Origin of the sequence: Nocardia paucivorans NBRC 100373 (genome assembly GCF_000308675.1) — a bacterium.
GTDB lineage: Bacteria > Actinomycetota > Actinomycetes > Mycobacteriales > Mycobacteriaceae > Nocardia > Nocardia paucivorans.
Genome location: NZ_BAGE01000018.1, coordinates 1 through 15,310 on the forward strand (window position 1 = coordinate 1; position 15,310 = coordinate 15,310).

Here is a 15,310-nt window from a genome sequence, read left to right on the forward strand (position 1 = left end):
CAACTCGGTTTCCGAACGCCCGCTCAGCATCGGTTCCAATACGTTCTTACCGACCGCCGACTCGGTGGGCAGCGGAATCGGATAGTTGCCGTCGAAGCAGGCGCAGCACAGGCGGGACCGTGGCTGTTCGGTGGCGGCGATCATCCCATCGATGGAGATGTAGCCGAGGGTGTCGGCGCCGATGGAGCGGCGCACCCCCTCCACCATCTCGCGCATGGCGGCCGAGTCGGGGGCGAGTTCGGCGAACTCCTCGGCGGAGTCGATACCCGATCCATTGGCGATCAGCTCGGCGGGTGTGGCGAAATCTATACCGTAGAAGCACGGCCACTTCACCGGCGGCGAGGCGATCCGCACGTGGATCTCCACCGCGCCGGCCTCGCGCAGCATCCGGATCAACGCCCGCTGGGTGTTGCCACGCACGATGGAGTCGTCCACCACGATGAGGCGTTTACCTCGGATCACTTCGCGCAGCGGATTGAGTTTGAGGCGGATACCGAGCTGTCGGATGGTCTGGCTGGGTTGGATGAAGGTGCGGCCCACATAGGCGTTTTTCATCAGCCCCTGTCCGTACGGTATGCCCGAACCCTGGGCGTAGCCGACGGCGGCGGGAGTGCCGGATTCGGGGACCGGGATCACCAGATCGGCCTCGACCGGATGCTCCCGGGCCAGCCGGCGGCCGATCTCCACCCTGGTGGCGTGTACCGATCGGCCGGCGATGGTGCTGTCCGGGCGGGCCAGATAGACGTATTCGAAAACGCAGCCCTTCGGTTCCGGGTTGGCGAAGCGCATCGAGCGCACGCCGTCGGCATCGATGGCCAGCAGCTCACCCGGCTCGATCTCCCGCACGAACGAGGCGCCGACGATATCCAGTGCGGCGGTTTCGCTGGCGACCACCCAGCCGCGGTCCAGACGGCCCAGGCACAGGGGACGCACACCGTGCGGATCGCGGGCCGCGTAGAGGGTGTGCTCGTCCATGAAGGTGAGGCAGAACGCGCCCCGCAGGGTCGGCAGCAGCTCCATGGCCGCCTGCTCGATACTCGAATCGGCGGCGGCGTGCGCCAATAGGGCCGTCATGACATCCGAGTCCGAGGTCGCGGCGATGGCGCCCGGGCGACCCGTCTTCCCGAATCCGGGGGTCAGCCCCAGTTCCCTTGCCCGGTCGGCCAATTCGGCGGTGTTGACCAGATTGCCGTTGTGTCCCAGGGCGAGTCCGGAACCTACCGCCGTGGTGCGGAAGATGGGTTGGGCGTTCTCCCATGTGGTGGCGCCGGTGGTCGAGTAGCGACAGTGGCCTACGGCGACATGGCCGGGCATGGCGCCCAGCGTCTGCTCGTCGAACACCTGGCTGACCAGCCCAAGATCCTTGAAGACCAGTACCTGTGAGCCATCGGCCACGGCTATTCCCGCGGCTTCCTGGCCTCGGTGCTGGAGGGCATACAGGCCGTAATACGTGAGTTTGGCCACGTCTTCCCCCGGGGCCCATACTCCGAAGACTCCGCATTCTTCGCGGGGCGGATTCTCCTCGGCATCGGTAGCAGGGGAATTGCTGACAAACTGCTGGTCGGCACGGGTCACCGTATGCTCCCTGATCGGGCGGGCTAGGGGCTACCGATATTCTACGGGGGCGCCGTCGACCGCCGATATCACAGGAGGTGCGTGCTCACCTCCCGACACGCCTGTGCGGGTGAATCCGACCCCCTCGAATTCCTGGGTTCGGCCCGAATATCGGGGTGCGGATCGGGCCGATCAGGTGTTTCGTTCGGGGCGCACCCGTACCAGTGGTAGCCAACGGGCGATATCCGAGGCGCGCTGTCCCGAAGCGTGCAGCACGCCGGATTCGCGGGCTGCGGCGAAATCCTGGAGGCCGGTGACCAGCAGCAGCCAGGTGCGTGGATCGGTTTCCACCACGTTCGGGGGTGTGCCGCGGGTATGCCGAGGGCCTTCGACGCACTGCACCGCGACGAAGGGCGGAATCCGAACCTCCACCGAATGCCCCGGTGCCGCGGCGGCCAGGGCACGAGCGGTGATGCGAACCGCCGTCGCCAGTTGGTTTCGCGGGGGCGGCGGCGCGGTGTCGTCGAGCAGCCAGTCCCGTATTCCGATCACCTCGTCGCGTACCCGAGCCGGGTCGATGGTCGTCCGTCTTGCCACGCTTCGACTCTATTCGGCTGCGACTCCATTCCCCGGTGGTCCTGTTGCATCGTTGTGCGCATACTCGACCGAAGTTCGGGCGGTGGTGTCAGGGGAGGCGGGTTTCGTCTCGGTGATCCGTTGGATTCGGACCGGGGCGGGCGTTCGGAAGCGGAATTCGGGTGCGAAGTCCGAAATGCGAATTCGGTCGAGCGGTTCGCATTTTGCGATATGCCGACGGCGACCGCTGGAAACGCCGATGGCGCAGGAGTGCCGTCGCCATTCATAACCGCTCACCACAGGACATATTGGCCTACGCTCGTTCGCATGGTGGATCGAGTTCTTGTAACGCTCGACGGCACTGTCCAGGATGCCGGCCGGCCGTTGTTGTTTGCCGATGATATCGGCGTGCTGCGTGGGGACGGAGTTTTCGAGACGCTGTTGGTGCGCGATGGCACGGCGTGTGCGCTCGAATTCCATTTGGCCCGCTTACGCCGTTCGGCTCAAGCCCTCGATCTGCCCGAGCCCGAGATCGCCCGCTGGCGCGCGATGGTCGAGCGGGCCGTCGAGGAATGGGGCACCGACCGCGAGGGCATGATGCGGTTGGTGATGACCAGGGGCCGCGACAGCGAGGTCGATACACCGCGCTCGGCATTCGTCTCGGGAGAGTTGTCCGACGCGGTACCGGTTCCCACCTCCTATGCCATGGTGTCGCCGGTTCCGGAGCGGGTGCTCGCGGCCCGGACCGAGGGGGTGTCGGTGGTGACCTTGGCGCGAGGGATCTCCATCGATCTCGCGCAGGAGGCGCCATGGCAGCTGTTGGGGGCGAAAACGCTGTCGTATGCGACCAATATGGCGGCTCTGCGTTTCGCCGCCCGAATGGGTGCGCAGGACGTGATCTTCACCAGCACCGAGAATCGGGTGTTGGAGGGGCCGCGCTCCACGGTGGTGATCTGCCGGGACAAACAGCTGCTCACCCCGCCTGCCAAGAACGGGGTGCTGCCCGGTGTGACCCAACGGGCGTTGTTCGCCGAGGCGGAGAAGGCCGGCTACGATTGCCGGTACGAATCCTTGTTCACGGCGGATCTGTTCGACTGCGACAGCATCTGGTTGTTGAGCAGTGTCACGTTGGCCGCTCGGGTCAACTCGCTGGACGGGTTGCGGATGTCGGCGCCGGACAATGCCGAGGAGATCATCGAGCTGGTCGATCGCGGGATCGAGCGGGCGGGCTCCATCGCGGACTGGTGAACGAACGTTTTTCGTTCGGGGCGGCAGGGTGATGACCCCCACTGCTTTCGCTCCCGCGGACGCGAGTTCGCCTGTGGTGTCGGGTAACACATTGATCGGGGCGCGCGGCCGCGTACTCTCATAACTACGACAGCCTGTAGTAAGAGAAGGAGCCCGGCGTGAGCGCCCTGGATGTCTCGCGATGGCAGTTCGGCATCACGACCGTCTATCACTTCCTGTTCGTGCCGCTGACCATCGGCCTGGCGCCGTTCATCGCCGGTATGCAGACCGCATGGGTCATCACCGGCAAAGAGCACTGGTATCGGCTCACCAAGTTCTTCGGAAAACTGTTCCTGATCAACTTCGCCCTCGGGGTTGCCACCGGTATCGTCCAGGAATTCCAGTTCGGAATGAACTGGAGTGAATATTCCCGATTCGTCGGCGACGTCTTCGGCGCCCCACTGGCCCTGGAAGGCCTGGTGGCCTTCTTCATGGAATCCACCTTCATCGGCCTGTGGATATTCGGCTGGGGACGACTACCCAAGCTCATACATCTGGCCACCATCTGGATGGTTGCCATCGGGGTGAACGCCTCCGCCTACTTCATCATCGCGGCCAATTCGTTCATGCAGCATCCGGTGGGAGCCCGATACAACCCGGAAACCGGCCGCGCCGAACTCACCAGCATTGTCGAACTGCTCACCAACAACACCGCCCTGGCGGCCTTTCCCCATGTGGTGGCCGGATCGTTCCTCACCGCGGGCACCTTCGTCGCCGGAATCTCCGGCTGGTGGATGGTACGGCAGGCGCGCAGCGGGGACCCGGCGGAACTCACCGAGGCACGCACCGTGTGGCGGCCGGCGGCCCGGGTGTCGCTACTGGTGGTGATACTCGCCGGACTGGCCCTGGTCTACACCGGCGACGTCCAGGGCAAGCTCATGTTCGAACAACAGCCGATGAAGATGGCCTCGGCGGAATCGCTGTGTCACACCCGCACCGACCCCGAGTTCTCGGTGCTCACCGTGGGCACCCACAACAACTGTGACAGCGTCACCCACGTCATCGAGGTGCCCTGGGTGCTGTCGTGGCTCGCCGAGGGAAAGTTCACGGGAGTGGAACTCGAGGGTGTGGTCGACCTGCAACGGGCCTATATCGAGCACTTCGGGGCGGGCGACTATCGTCCCAACCTGTTCGTCACCTACTGGTCGTTCCGGGCCATGATCGGTCTGGCCGCCGGCTCGGCGCTCCTGGTGTTCGTCGGTCTGTGGCTCACCCGCGGCGGACGAATACCGGATCGACGCTGGTTCTCCCGGCTGAGCCTGCTTGCCATCCCGACCCCGTTCCTGGCCAACAGCGCCGGCTGGGTCTTCACCGAGATGGGGCGGCAACCGTGGGTGGTGGTGCCGAACCCGACCGGTGACCCGAATCTTCGGCTGACCGTGCAACAGGGTGTCTCCGATCACGCGACGGCCACCGTCTGGGTGTCGCTGCTCACCTTCACCGTGGTGTACGGCCTGCTGGCGGTGGTGTGGTTCTACCTGATGCGCCGGTATGTGATCGCGGGCCCGGAACGGCCGGCCACATCCGAGACCACATCGGAGTCGGGCGGGCCCGGCGGTCCACCGGCGGAGAAACCGCTCGTCGAACAGCTTTCGTTCGCCTACTAGGAGTCGACGATGGATTTGCAGGAATTCTGGTTCGTCGTCATCGGCGTACTGTTCACCGGCTACTTCCTCCTGGAGGGTTTCGATTTCGGGGTCGGCATGCTCATGCCCGTCCTGGGCAAGGGCTCCGACACCCGCCGCCGGGTGGTGCTCAACACCATCGGGCCGGTGTGGGACGGCAACGAGGTCTGGCTGATCACCGCGGGCGGCGCGCTGTTCGCCGCCTTTCCGGAGTGGTACGCTAGTATGTTCTCCGGGTTCTACCTCGTTCTGCTGCTCCTGCTGGTGGCGCTGATCCTGCGCGTATGCGCCATCGAGTACCGGGGCAAGATCGACGATCCGGTCTGGCGGGCCCGGTGCGATCTGGGGATCGGTATCGGCTCCTGGGTGCCCGCACTGGCCTGGGGGTGGATCTTCGCCAATATCGTGCGCGGTGTGCCGTTGGATGCGGACAAACAGTTCGCGGGTTCGGTCGGGGATCTGTTCACCCCCTACGCGTTGCTCGGCGCGCTCGCCACCGGTCTGCTGTTCGCGCTGCACGGCGCGGTCTTCCTCGGCCTGAAGACCGGTGGGGAAGTGCGCGCCGACGCCGTCCGAACCGCTTCGCTGCTACTGGTGCCGACCGCACTGGTGGTGGGTGGCTTCGGTGTGTGGACCCAGCTCGCCCACGGAACCGACTGGACATGGATTCCCCTGGGGGTTGCCGTGTTCGGTTTGCTCGGCACGACGGTAGCGGTGCGAATGGACCGGGACGGTTTCGCATTCACCGGAACCGCGCTGGCCGTGATCGCCGTATCGGTGCTGTTGTTCGGTTCGCTGTTCCCACACGTGCTGCCCTCGACGATCGATCCCGCATTCGGTCTCACCGTGGACAATGCCTCGTCCACGCCCTACACCCTGAAGGTGATGAGTTGGGCGGCGGCGTTGATCACCCCCGTGGTCCTCGCCTACCAGGGCTGGACGTACTGGGTGTTCCGCAAACGCATTACCGTCGAACATATTCCGCCCGGTATCGGACTCTCCCCTCGCACGACGGCACCGCGTCCGAACGTCGGCGCCGGAGGGGGTAGCGGAGTGTGATCCGGTAGGCGTAGTCCGGCTGTTCATCGAACCGCTTGTCGAACGAGGAGTGATCCCATGGCCCGACCGCCTGTGGACCCCCGGTTGTGGCGGTACGCGCGTTCGGCGCGTCGGTATTTGCTGCTCAGTGTCGGGTTGTCCCTGGTCACCACCGGGGCGATCGTTGTCGCGGCGGTGACCCTGGGGCGTGTGCTCGCGGGTGTGATCACCGATCCCGCGCGGCGCGATATCGGTTCGTGGGCGGTGGAGTTGGTGGTGCTCGCGCTCGCGGTCGGCGGTCGCGCGTCGGCCGCCTGGTTACAGGCCCGGATCGCGCATCGGGCCGGTGCGGCCGTGGTCGCCGAACTGGAACAGTCGGTGCTCACCGCCGGTGCCGGGTTGCCGCCGCGCGAATCGGAAAGTCGGCGCACCGAACTTTCCGTGGTGGTGAGCAGTGGGTTGCGCGGGTTGCGCGGGTATCTCACCGGATATCTGCCGGCGCTGTTGTTGGCGATTCTGGTGCCGCCGGTGGTGTGGGTCGTTATTGCGGCACACGACCCGACGGCCGCGATCATCGTGGTGATCACGGTGCCGTTGATCCCGATCTTCATGATTCTGATCGGTCTGCTCACCGAGGGTCGGGCCCGTGCCACCCTGGACGCCACCACTCGGCTCTCGGACCAGCTGCTCGACCTGTTCGCCGGTATGCCCACCCTGCGGGCGCTGGGGCGGGAAACGCCGGTGGAGAACTCGGAATCACCGTTGGCGACCATGCGCCCGCGGGTGCGCCGACTGGGGGAGGAGCTGCACCGACGCACCATGAGCGCCCTGCGGACGGCGTTCCTGTCCTCGATGGTGTTGGAACTGTTGGCGACCCTGTCGGTGGCGCTGGTGGCCGTTTCGATCGGGTTGCGACTGGTGTCCGGGGAGATGGATCTGTATGCCGGGCTCGTCGCACTGGTATTGGCGCCCGAGGTGTATCTGCCGCTGCGTACCGTGGGCGAACGGTTTCACGCCGCGCAGGACGGAATGGCCGCGGCGGAGAGGGCATTCGCGGTGCTCGAACCTGCTTCTGGGGAATCCGGTGCCGGGGAGTCGGAAAAGAGCGCGCCGGTGGTCGTCCCGTCGGGGGGCGGTGTGGATACCGGAGCGGAGTCGGCGTCCGAGGTCGTGCCGAGCCGGGAATGCGCTCGCGCTGTCCTCGGGTCGGCAACGGGTTTCGTCGGGGAGATCGAACTGCGGGATCTGACCGTGTCGGGTCGGGACGGGGCCGCGCCGGACGGTCTCACCGCGATTCTGCGCCCGGGTGCGGTCACCATGTTGACCGGTCCCAATGGCAGTGGGAAATCCACCGTATTGCAGGCGATTCTGGGTTTGATCCAACCCGACCGGGGCTCGGTTCACGTGGACGGCATCAATATTCGCGACCTTCCCGCCGAGCGGTGGTGGTCGCAGGTCGCCTGGCTACCGCAGCGCCCGGTCCTGGTGCCGGGCACCCTGCGGGAGAATCTGGAACTGCTCGGCACCGCCGCGCCCGATCAGGCCTCGTGGAGTTCGGCGAAAAGTCTCGAACGTGCCTGCGTAGCAACCGGTTTCGATACCGTATTGGCGGAGCTGTCGGATGGGTGGGACACCGTGGTCGGTATGGGTGGTGCCGGGTTGTCCCTGGGGCAGCGGCAGCGACTGGCGCTGACTCGAGTGCTGGCGGCGGAGCGTCCGGTGCTGCTGTTGGACGAACCGACCGCGCACCTGGACTCCGACAGCGAGATCACCGTCGCCGCCGCGTTGCGGGACCTCGCCCGCGCGGGGGCCATCGTGGTCGTCGTCGCGCATCGCCCGTCTCTGCTGACCACGGCCGACCTCGTCGTGCCCGTCCCCTCCGGCCGGAACCGGGTGCACCGATGACCCCGAATCCTCCCGCCTGTCCAAACGCGGAATACGGCCTGGTCGAGCACCATGATCCGGCGTCGAACGAGGGACCATCGCGAGAGGCGCGCGCCCTGGTCGGTGATATCCGACAGATGTGGCGCATGCTGCGCATACCGGGATGGCGGCTGGCCGTGGCGGTGGGCTGGGGAGTTCTCTCCCTGGGGAGCGGGCTCGGGTTGGCGGCACTGGCGGCGTGGCTCATCGCCCGCGCCTGGCAGATGCCGCCGGTGCTGGATCTCACCGTCGCGGTGGTCGCGGTGCGGGCGCTGGGAATCTCTCGCGGCCTGTGCCGGTATCTGGAACGGTTGGCCACCCACGATGTGGCGCTGCGGTCGATGACCGAGGCCCGTACGGCCACCTATGGGGCGTTGGTTCGTGCTCCGTTGGGTTTGTTCGGCCGATACGGTGATCCGTCCGTCCGGCCCGAGACGGACCGGGGGTGGGCGGCGAACGCGACGGGCGCGCCGCTGCGCCGCGGCGATGTCCTGGTGCGAATCGGCACCGATATCGATGACCTCGGGGCCGTCGTGGTGCGCACCTTCGTTCCCGTGGCGGTGGCGCTGGTGCTGTCGGTGGCCGCGGTGGGGCTGCTGGCGGGTATCTCGCTCGTCGCCGCCGCGATCCTGGCGGTGGCGCTGCTGGTATCGGGTCTGGTCGCGCCGTGGTTGTCGGCCCGTTCGGCGGCCGAGGCCGAACGAGCGGCTCGCGCCGACCGGGCGGAGTTCACCGCGCGGGCGGTGACCGTGCTCGACCATGCCGCCGAACTGCGGGTTGCCGGGAAACTGGATGCAGCGTTGGCCGCGGCATCCGCGGCCAACCGGCGATCGGTCGCCGCCGAGGACACCGCCGCGGCCCGCAGTGCCCGATCGGCCGCCGCCGGTCCGCTCGCCATGGGTGTCAGCGTGTTCGGCGCCCTGCTGGTCGGCATAACCCTGTACGGGCCCACCGGGGGCACTCCCACGGGGATGACCCCGATGGCCTTGGCGGTGCTGGTGCTGCTTCCGTTGTCGGCTTTCGAGGCCGTCGGACCGTTGCCCGCGGCCGCGCAGACGCTCACCACCGCCCGCGCCGCCCTGCACCGCTTGCGCGCCGTATCGACCGATGAGCCGGTGCGGGAGTCGGGCTCGTCCGATCAGTGCGGCGCGGTCGTGCCTCGCGGCGGCCCGATGATCGCCCGGGGCGGGCCCGGGTGGATACCGCGGCCGGATGCGAAGCGCGTGGCAGTGGTCGGTCCCAGCGGTGCGGGTAAGACCACCCTGTTGATGGCTTGGGCCGGGCTTCCGGAGGCCCCGAACCGGGAGGTGATGTTCTTCGCCGAGGACGCGCACCTGTTCGGTACCAGTGTGCTGGAGAATCTACGGGTCGCCCGCGGTGATCTGGGCCCGGCCGAGGCCGAACGGGTGCTGCGCACTGTTGGGCTGGGTGCCTGGCTGGACGCTCTCCCGCAAGGGGTGCACACCCCATTGGTCGGTGGGGCGGCGGCGGTCTCCGGCGGTCAGCGACGGCGCATACTGCTCGCCCGGGCTTTGGTGTCACCTGCCCGGGTGCTGCTACTGGACGAACCCACCGAACATCTGGAGGCGGAGGCAGGCGCGGCGCTGCTGCGCGACCTGCTGGATATCGAGAGCGGACTGGTGGCCGCCGATCGCGATGTAGTGGTTGTCACGCATCAGTTGCCGGCCGATCACCGGGCCGATGTGGTGGTCACCGTCGAGATGTCCGGGCAGGTCAAGATGTGTTCTCCGCGAGCGGCGGGGGAGTTGTCGCGCGCTGCGGAAATTCCGTTGCCGGCCCGGTGCGCCGACGGTAAGTTCGCCGGTACACAGGGAAGGAGGTGATCCGAAGAATGGAAATTCATAGGACGCGTGAGGTGGCTGTCCGCTAAGCGCTGTGTCGAATCGGCGGCCTCGCCGTCTCCGCGTGGTTCTGTGTCACCACACCGAGGCGAGTCGACCGCCGGCTGCGGGGAGATCCGTTCGCAGAGCGCTGAGCGAATCCCAGGCAGTCACCCGGCCCCCGAGTCACCGGTCTTGTCCGACCGGGATCGGTGCAGGCAGTAGCCGGCACCGATATGGCTCGGGGGCTGTTCCATATTCCGGGCCCATATCCCCGGACGTACATATCCCGGGACGGATGCTGTGAAACAGGTCGGTGAGGTGGTCGGTATCAGCCGATGTATCGCTGAAGCCGAGCGGACAGGCGCGGTTGTAGCGCCCCATCGGCGACCACTCGCTCCTCCACATACGCCAGATCGCCACCCTCGACGATCCCGTAGAGCCGTTTGGCGCCACCCACCACCGCGCCGGACTGGCTGCGGATCACCACATCGGTGGCCAGTTCCCAGGACGATTGGGTGAGTGCCTGCCCGTAGAAGAGTTCGACAATGCCGGAGCTGTGGGTCAGCAGCAGTTCGAGGACTTCCTCGTCGCCGTCGGTGGCGACCCGCCAGAAACCGGTTTCCCGTAGATCCGGGCCGCCGTAACTGCCATCGGCCTCGATAACCCAGGATCGGGACTCCCAGGACAGATAGTCCCCCCCGTCGTGCGATACCACGATCTGCTGCCCGAAGTGGTAGTCGCCGCGATCGGGATCGTTGCCCTCCCCTTCGCCACGCCACACCCCGACCATCGGCAGCAGCGCCAACATGGCGGCGCTGAGATCGGGGCCGAGCCGCAGATTCGCCGTATCGTCGGGCAAGGGGAGATCCGGTAGCGTCGGGATATTGCGCACACCGGTCGATTTGGCGCGTTCGGCCGCCTCGGCCACTGCCTCGTTGCCACTGCGATGGGCGGGTCTGTCGACCGGCGTGTGACCGTTCGTGTTGTTACTCGCTCGCTCGGCCGGATCGGGTCCTTCGCTCGCGAGTCCGCTCATGACTCGGTGAACAACCGGTAGAGGACGTACAGGCCGAACCAGCCGATCAGGATGGACACGGCTACCAGCAGAATCTCGTAGAAGAGGACCACCTGTCCGAGTGTAGTCAGGTGGTCGGGCCGGAATGCACCGGGCCCCGGCCACCTTCGGTGGGTGGCCGGGGCCCGGTGGTATCTCTGTGACTGTGGCTACCTATCGCCTACTTGGCGACGGCGACGTCCACGTTGTGGATGCCGGTGCCCTCCGGACGGATCTCGGCAGTGCCGTTACCCGCCGTGGACAGCGCCCGCAGCGTCCACGTGCCCGGTGCCGCGAAGAACCGGAAATCCCCGGTCCCCGAGGAAACAACCTCGGCGGTGAAGTCACCGTTGCCGTCGAGCAGACGAACGAACGCGCCGCCCACGGGCTGCCCGTCCGCGCCCAGGACACGGCCCGTGATGACCGTCTCCTTCTCCACGTCCACTCCGGCGGGGATGGCCTGACCCTGGGTAGGTGCTGAGCACATGAGTAATTACGCTCCCAACTCGATCGGTGCGCCGACCAGCGAACCGTATTCGGTCCAGCTGCCGTCGTAGTTCTTCACGTTCTGGTGTCCGAGCAGTTCCTTCAGCACGAACCAGGTGTGCGACGAACGCTCACCGATCCGGCAGTAGGCGATGGTCTCCTTGGAGGTGTCCAGGCCCGCCTCGGCGTACAGCTTGGCCAACTCCTCGTCGGACTTGAAAGTGCCATCCTCATTGGCGGCCTTGCTCCACGGTACGTTGATCGCGCCGGGGATATGGCCGGGCCGCTGGCTCTGCTCCTGCGGCAGATGCGCCGGCGCCAGGATCTTACCCGAGAACTCGTCGGGCGAGCGAACGTCGACCAGGTTCTTGTTGCCGATGGCCGCGATGACCTCGTCGCGGAAGGCGCGGATGGACACATCCGGAGCCGAGGCCTTGTACTGGGTGGCCGGCCGCTCGACCGTCTCGGTGGACAGCGGGCGTCCGTCCAGCTCCCACTTCTTGCGTCCGCCGTCGAGCAGCTTGACGTTGTTGTGGCCGTACAGCTTGAAGTACCAGTACGCGTAGGCGGCGAACCAGTTGTTGTTGCCGCCGTAGAGGATGACCTCGTCGTCGTTGGAGATACCGCGCGCCGAGAGCAGGTTGGAGAACTGCTCCTGGTTCACGAAATCGCGACGCACCGGATCCTGCAGATCGTTCTTCCAGTCGAGCCGGACGGCGCCCTCGATGTGTCCGTTGTCGTAGGCGGTGGTGTCCTCATCGACCTCGACGAAGACCACACCGGGAGTGTGGAGGTTTTCTTCGGCCCAGTCAACGGAGACCAGGACATCGGAGCGGGCCATAGTGTTCCTTTCGGTGTGACTTGCGATTCAGTTCGTTGCCGAAGCGGGATTCCGGCGGAAACGGGCGACCAGCGGATACATCCTGCATCCCAGGCAGATGCCGAACGCGGCATTGAGCAACGCCGCGAACAGTGCGAAACCGGTGAACACGGCGCCCACCGTGGGCGCACCGAGGACGAATCCCGCCAGACCCGCGACCGCGAAGATCGCACCCACCAGTTGGGCGAATCGCAACGGAGCCTCGGGTTCGGTCTCGGTGACCGGGCCGAGTCGGGGCGCGACCAGAGCGGCGTAGATCCGACCGTACGGGTGTCGCCGGGGGCCGAGTATCGCGCCGAGCGCGAAGACCAACGCCTGGATGGCGAGTATCACGGCGGCGGCGCCGACGGATGCGGCGGCAGTGAGCAAGACCAGGATCAGGACCCCGGTGGTGACCCAGGCGACGAAGCGCGGGCCACGGACGTCGACGCCGGAGGTGGTCTGCGTGGTGCCGGTGGGCGTGGTGTCGGTGGGCGTGGTGTCGATGGACATGGACGAAACTCCTGTGCTCGAGGTGCTGTGGGGCGGAATCTCGGCCGGCTCGTCGAGAACACGAGAAATCACTCGTGGACGAACCGGGGGTCGGCGTCGAGAAAGAGGCCGACCGTCAGAGGCACAGGCAGCAACAACCACCGAGACGACACAGATCGACTGTGCGGCGTCGGGTGAGCATCAGCTCGCGGTGGGATTGCACATCGGGCAGTTTACCCAATCCGGTCGCGTTATGGACCGGGGGTGGGGGGATCGAGGTCGGAAGCACTTCGGGGCACCGATTTCGGGCGGTGTCCGTCGGTGGTGCGCGGAATCGCTCAGGCGTCGAGGGTGGCGAGCGCACTGCGCAGGTCACCGGCCTTGGGGACCCCCGAGATGCGAAACCGTTCCCGCCCGTCGGCGTCGAAGACGAAGGTGGTGGGCAGCGACATCACGTTAAGGGCTCTTGCCAGTGCGGGGTCGGCGTCGATATCGACCTCGATATCGGCCGGGGGTCGCGGGGTATCCGCCAGATCTCGGGTGACATCGGCCACCACGCGGCGGACCGCGTCACAAGGGCCGCACCAGTTCGCGGAGAAGTGCAGGACTGCCGGACCCGCGCCGGTCACCCCGGCGGCGGCGAGCAGGTCGGCGCGTTCGGCGGCCTGACGGGCATCGTGGTCCAGCGTGGCGGGCCCGGGGCGCACCGCACCCTCCCGCCGCCGCAGATACAGTCCCACGGCGAGGCCGGCCACCAGCACCACCAGCAAAATTATGATTTCGGTCATTGCCGCCGCAATCTGTCCAAATCGATCGTCACGTGCTCGCCTCGTCCCTCGACCACGATCTGTCCGCCCAGGGCGGAGACCTCGGTGGGCAGGATGCCGAACGGGAGCTCCTTGGTATCGATGGTACGGGTGAACCGGGCCAGCACCGCCGGCCGTTCCTCGTCCGAGATCGCCGGGCTCGGGTCCTCCATGGCCGGAACGGGAGCGCCGGTGGAGTCGGGACCGTGGTAGATATCGGTCGCCACGATCTGCACCTGATCCCCGACGAGCAGCAGGTCGGCCTCCACGCTCACCCGTTCCCCGGCGAATCCGCTCGTACCCAGTTGTCCGCGGGGCGCCGCGGGCAGCGTACCGGTCAGGATGAGCGCGCCCCCCGTGGTCATCCCCGAGCCGCCCGAGCCGCCGGTGCCGTCGGATTTGTCGGCCGGCGCCGAATGGACCTGCAGGTCCGGAATATCGAACAGACGGCCGAGTTCGGTCGGCTCCACCCGCATCCGCACATCGACCTGTTCCACCTCCACTCCCCGCACACTGCCGTCCCACAGCCTGCCCACCGGCAGTCGCATCCCGGCCAATGTGGCCTCCAGCGCGATCTCACCGGGGATATCGGGCCGCATACCGCGCGCGGTGATCTCGATCCGGTTGTAGCGACCGTTCATCGCCTGTCGAAGGAACGGGAAACCGTGGAAGGTGACCTCCGGATCGGCGCTGAGCTCCGCGCCGACGCGAAGCGTCCGGGACACCCGATACTCCGAATACGCGGCGGCCCCGAAATCGATGACCACGGCGAGTCCGGCGAGGCACAGGAGCCCGACGATCAGCTTGCGCATGGTCTGCACCCTAATCGACACGCCAGGGCGGCCATTCCTTCGCGGCCGCGGTATACCGGGCCGGAATGCGAGGTCATCCTCCTTCACGCGCTAATCTGACAACCGGATTACATGTGATCGGCGACGTGGCTCACGGCGATGATGCTGGGGTTTCGCGTAGCTACGAGATGGGAGGAGTGCTTGTGGAGCTACTCCTGCTGACCTCCGACCCCGACCCGGAGTCGGTTCTGCCCTCGTTGGCGCTACTCGCGCACACCGTGCGGCCCGCCCCTACAGAGGTGTCCTCGCTGCTGGAAGCGGGGACCGCCGATATAGCGCTGGTCGACGCACGTACCGATCTGGCCGCTGCCCGGGGGCTGTGCCGGCTGCTCGGCAGTACCGGATCGTCGGTGCCGGTGGTGGCGGTACTCACCGAGGGTGGTCTGGTGGCCGTGAACGCGGACTGGGGTCTGGACGATATCCTGCTGCCCAGCACCGGCCCGGCCGAATTGGATGCGCGGTTACGCCTGTTGGTGGGTCGCAGCGGCGGGGCGACCGGTCCCGAGAACACCGGCAAGATCACCCTGGGGGAATTGGTGATCGACGAGGGAACCTATACCGCCCGGCTGCGCGGCCGTCCGCTCGACCTCACCTACAAGGAATTCGAACTCCTGAAGTATCTCGCCCAGCATGCGGGGCGGGTCTTCACCCGGGCTCAGTTGTTGCAGGAGGTCTGGGGCTACGACTTCTTCGGCGGTACCCGGACGGTCGACGTCCACGTGCGGCGGTTGCGCGCCAAGTTGGGCAGCGAATACGAATCGCTGATCGGCACCGTGCGCAATGTCGGTTACAAGGCCGTCCGTCCGGCTCGGCCACCGAACAAGGGGGAGCAACCGGCTTCCGAGTCGTCGGACGGTGCGGGTGACGGCACCGGCGAGTCACTGGCCCCCGTCAACGGCACGGCGCAGTAGACCG

The 15,310-nt window shown here is 66.8% G+C and carries 14 protein-coding genes; 6 read left to right on the forward strand and 8 right to left on the reverse strand.

The window, feature by feature from the left end:
- Both purF and ON32_RS02610 read right to left on the reverse strand, forming a co-directional pair.
- On the reverse strand, window positions 1–1,575 hold a 1,575-nt coding region (gene purF, locus ON32_RS02605), incomplete at its 3' end, for an amidophosphoribosyltransferase (protein ID WP_040788790.1).
- Between the two features lie 171 nt (window positions 1,576–1,746).
- Window positions 1,747–2,151: a sterol carrier family protein gene (locus tag ON32_RS02610; protein WP_040788459.1), complete on the reverse strand. Its 405-nt coding sequence runs from the start codon at window positions 2,149–2,151 to the stop codon at window positions 1,747–1,749.
- A gap of 306 nt (window positions 2,152–2,457) precedes the next feature.
- Here ON32_RS02610 and ON32_RS02620 point away from each other — a divergent pair, with 306 nt between their 5' ends.
- From ON32_RS02620 to cydC, 5 genes are all read left to right on the forward strand, one after another.
- Complete coding sequence (locus ON32_RS02620) at window positions 2,458–3,378, forward strand: aminodeoxychorismate lyase (RefSeq protein ID WP_040788462.1); 921 nt, start codon at window positions 2,458–2,460, stop codon at window positions 3,376–3,378.
- A gap of 158 nt (window positions 3,379–3,536) precedes the next feature.
- Window positions 3,537–5,024, forward strand: a complete 1,488-nt coding sequence (locus ON32_RS02625) for a cytochrome ubiquinol oxidase subunit I (RefSeq protein WP_040788463.1) — start codon at window positions 3,537–3,539, stop codon at window positions 5,022–5,024.
- A gap of 9 nt (window positions 5,025–5,033) precedes the next feature.
- Window positions 5,034–6,101, forward strand: coding sequence for a cytochrome d ubiquinol oxidase subunit II (gene cydB, locus ON32_RS02630; RefSeq protein ID WP_051132791.1), 1,068 nt, complete (start codon window positions 5,034–5,036; stop codon window positions 6,099–6,101).
- 57 nt (window positions 6,102–6,158) lie between these two features.
- Window positions 6,159–7,985, forward strand: a complete 1,827-nt coding sequence (cydD, locus tag ON32_RS02635; protein WP_040788464.1) for a thiol reductant ABC exporter subunit CydD — start codon at window positions 6,159–6,161, stop codon at window positions 7,983–7,985.
- 116 nt (window positions 7,986–8,101) lie between these two features.
- Complete coding sequence (gene cydC, locus ON32_RS02640; protein ID WP_051132835.1) at window positions 8,102–9,847, forward strand: thiol reductant ABC exporter subunit CydC; 1,746 nt, start codon at window positions 8,102–8,104, stop codon at window positions 9,845–9,847.
- A 328-nt stretch (window positions 9,848–10,175) separates the two neighbouring features.
- On the opposite strand, the gene ON32_RS02645 is transcribed toward cydC, so the two are convergent.
- From ON32_RS02645 to ON32_RS02675, 6 genes are all read right to left on the reverse strand, one after another.
- Window positions 10,176–10,883, reverse strand: a complete 708-nt coding sequence (locus ON32_RS02645; protein WP_040788466.1) for a heme-binding beta-barrel domain-containing protein — start codon at window positions 10,881–10,883, stop codon at window positions 10,176–10,178.
- A gap of 199 nt (window positions 10,884–11,082) precedes the next feature.
- Window positions 11,083–11,388 carry a DUF1416 domain-containing protein gene (locus ON32_RS02655; protein WP_040788469.1) on the reverse strand — a complete coding sequence of 102 codons (306 nt, stop codon included), beginning with the start codon at window positions 11,386–11,388 and terminating at the stop codon, window positions 11,083–11,085.
- Window positions 11,389–11,394: 6 nt separating this feature from the next.
- On the reverse strand, window positions 11,395–12,228 hold the full coding sequence (locus ON32_RS02660; protein WP_040788470.1) for a sulfurtransferase: 834 nt from the start codon (window positions 12,226–12,228) through the stop codon (window positions 11,395–11,397).
- A gap of 27 nt (window positions 12,229–12,255) precedes the next feature.
- A complete protein-coding gene (locus tag ON32_RS02665) occupies window positions 12,256–12,759 on the reverse strand; it encodes a DUF4395 domain-containing protein (protein WP_040788472.1) in 504 nt (167 codons plus the stop codon).
- 317 nt (window positions 12,760–13,076) lie between these two features.
- Complete coding sequence (locus ON32_RS02670) at window positions 13,077–13,526, reverse strand: thioredoxin family protein (protein WP_040788474.1); 450 nt, start codon at window positions 13,524–13,526, stop codon at window positions 13,077–13,079.
- Window positions 13,523–14,356 carry an LmeA family phospholipid-binding protein gene (locus ON32_RS02675; RefSeq protein WP_040788475.1) on the reverse strand — a complete coding sequence of 278 codons (834 nt, stop codon included), beginning with the start codon at window positions 14,354–14,356 and terminating at the stop codon, window positions 13,523–13,525. The genes ON32_RS02670 and ON32_RS02675 overlap by 4 nt, the downstream gene beginning before the upstream one ends.
- Window positions 14,357–14,538: 182 nt before the next feature.
- On the opposite strand from ON32_RS02675, the gene ON32_RS02680 reads away from it, so the two are divergent.
- The gene (locus tag ON32_RS02680; RefSeq protein ID WP_040788477.1) at window positions 14,539–15,306 is read left to right on the forward strand and encodes a winged helix-turn-helix transcriptional regulator; all 768 of its coding nucleotides are present in this window, start codon (window positions 14,539–14,541) and stop codon (window positions 15,304–15,306) included.
- The last annotated feature ends 4 nt before the right edge of the window (window positions 15,307–15,310 follow it).

What these genes read in the sequence shown, in the direction of transcription:
- ON32_RS02620 (WP_040788462.1), top strand. Translation starts at nt 2,458, where the DNA reads ATGGTGGATCGAGTTCTTGTAACGCTCGACGGCACTGTCCAGGATGCC.
- cydB (WP_051132791.1), top strand. Translation starts at nt 5,034, where the DNA reads ATGGATTTGCAGGAATTCTGGTTCGTCGTCATCGGCGTACTGTTCACC.
- cydD (WP_040788464.1), top strand. Translation starts at nt 6,159, where the DNA reads ATGGCCCGACCGCCTGTGGACCCCCGGTTGTGGCGGTACGCGCGTTCG.
- cydC (WP_051132835.1), top strand. Translation starts at nt 8,102, where the DNA reads ATGTGGCGCATGCTGCGCATACCGGGATGGCGGCTGGCCGTGGCGGTG.
- ON32_RS02645 (WP_040788466.1), bottom strand. Translation starts at nt 10,883, where the DNA reads ATGAGCGGACTCGCGAGCGAAGGACCCGATCCGGCCGAGCGAGCGAGT.
- ON32_RS02655 (WP_040788469.1), bottom strand. Translation starts at nt 11,388, where the DNA reads ATGTGCTCAGCACCTACCCAGGGTCAGGCCATCCCCGCCGGAGTGGAC.
- ON32_RS02660 (WP_040788470.1), bottom strand. Translation starts at nt 12,228, where the DNA reads ATGGCCCGCTCCGATGTCCTGGTCTCCGTTGACTGGGCCGAAGAAAAC.
- ON32_RS02665 (WP_040788472.1), bottom strand. Translation starts at nt 12,759, where the DNA reads ATGTCCATCGACACCACGCCCACCGACACCACGCCCACCGGCACCACG.
- ON32_RS02670 (WP_040788474.1), bottom strand. Translation starts at nt 13,526, where the DNA reads ATGACCGAAATCATAATTTTGCTGGTGGTGCTGGTGGCCGGCCTCGCC.
- ON32_RS02675 (WP_040788475.1), bottom strand. Translation starts at nt 14,356, where the DNA reads ATGCGCAAGCTGATCGTCGGGCTCCTGTGCCTCGCCGGACTCGCCGTG.